Source organism: Enterobacter sp. 342 (assembly GCF_036663495.1).
Lineage (GTDB): Bacteria > Pseudomonadota > Gammaproteobacteria > Enterobacterales > Enterobacteriaceae > Enterobacter.
The window spans coordinates 1-1,261 of record NZ_JAWUEI010000105.1 but is presented as its reverse complement, the minus strand read 5'-3'; the positions used below and the strand labels follow the sequence as shown (position 1 = coordinate 1,261).

General features: G+C 49.9%; 3 protein-coding genes. 1 reads left to right on the top strand and 2 read right to left on the bottom strand.

Translation table 11 applies throughout. The features are described from left to right. Window positions 1-127: 127 nt before the first annotated feature. Both V6E55_RS25445 and V6E55_RS25440 read right to left on the bottom strand, forming a co-directional pair. A complete protein-coding gene (locus tag V6E55_RS25445) occupies window positions 128-349 on the bottom strand; it encodes a CII family transcriptional regulator (protein WP_102790037.1) in 222 nt (73 codons plus the stop codon). A gap of 38 nt (window positions 350-387) precedes the next feature. Next, a complete protein-coding gene (locus V6E55_RS25440; protein WP_060617458.1) occupies window positions 388-621 on the bottom strand; it encodes a transcriptional regulator in 234 nt (77 codons plus the stop codon). A 104-nt stretch (window positions 622-725) separates the two neighbouring features. Here V6E55_RS25440 and V6E55_RS25435 point away from each other — a divergent pair. Continuing rightward, a partial coding sequence (locus V6E55_RS25435) for an XRE family transcriptional regulator (protein WP_316944124.1) occupies window positions 726-1,261 on the top strand: 536 nt, incomplete at its 3' end.

Sequence of the window (1,261 nt, the reverse complement as noted above, 5' to 3'; positions counted from 1 at the left end):
CGGTTGTTGCGCAGGGAATTTGATTACTCTGGCGGTGTTTGCCATAATTACTCCCGTTACTTGGCGTAACACAGTGTCTTGAAAGCCGTTGCTGCTACCAACAGCGCGGCTTTTCCCCTTTCTGCGTTCATGCTTCAAAATCTCCCTTCACCCCATCCCGGTTCGAAATCAGGATGGCCAGCAGCAGCGACATGTTCGGGACCAGGTTCTCCCGCCACCGGCTGACTGTGGATTTGTTGATGCCAGCTACTTCGGCGATCCTGGTGGTCCCAAGATCTGCGATTTGCCGCTGCACCCAGCTCTCAATTCGTCGCGCCTCCGCTTTGTTGCGTGTCGTTAAGGTCTCCATTTGCGATACTTCCTCTGATTTAATTGGTTATGCCGCCATTAGGCGGCGTTGTTGTCGATCGGTGATGGGAACAGCGTCGGTAAGTCAGGGCGAATCTGGTAGGCCTGAATTTCACCACCAGTTGCTTTCACGATGCTGTTCACATGCTCCGGAGAAACCTTTGCTTTGTTGTGTAGCCACTTGTAAACCGCCTGCTGCGATACTGCGCATGCTTCACCAAGGGCTTTTTGAGACCCGACGATGGTAATGGCGGTTTTAATGGTTGGATTCATAACAACCTCCGTAGTGAATATAAATGAAGAATAAAACTATGGTTGTATTTAGTCAACAACCATTTTCGTTTGATGGAATAAAACCACGGTTGTAGATTGCGTATATGAAAACGACACTCGCTGAAAGACTGAAGGAAGCCAGGACATTACGAGGCCTTACACAAAAGGCTCTCGGGGATCTGGTTGGGGTAAGCCAAGCTGCTATCCAGAAGATAGAAACGGGAAAAGCTAACCAGACAACAAAGTTGGTAGAGCTGGCAAATGCTTTGATGGTTAAACCTGAATGGCTAAGTTCAGGTGTTGGCCCCATGCGATCAGACGCTAAAGAATCAAATATTGGTCCTGAATCAGAGTGGGGAACTGTCGACGCATGGGACAAAAACACCCCGCTTCCTGCTGACGAGGTTGAAGTGCCTTTTCTTAAGGATATTGAATTTGCTTGTGGCGATGGACGCGTTCAATGCGAGGATCACAATGGCTTTAAGCTGAGGTTCTCCAAGTCAACACTACGCCGAGTAGGGGCAAACACCGACGGTTCTGGAGTTCTCTGCTTCCCGGCCACAGGTGACAGCATGGAGCCGATCATTCCCGATGGCACTACGGTAGCCGTAGACACGAACAACAAGCGCATAGTTGACGG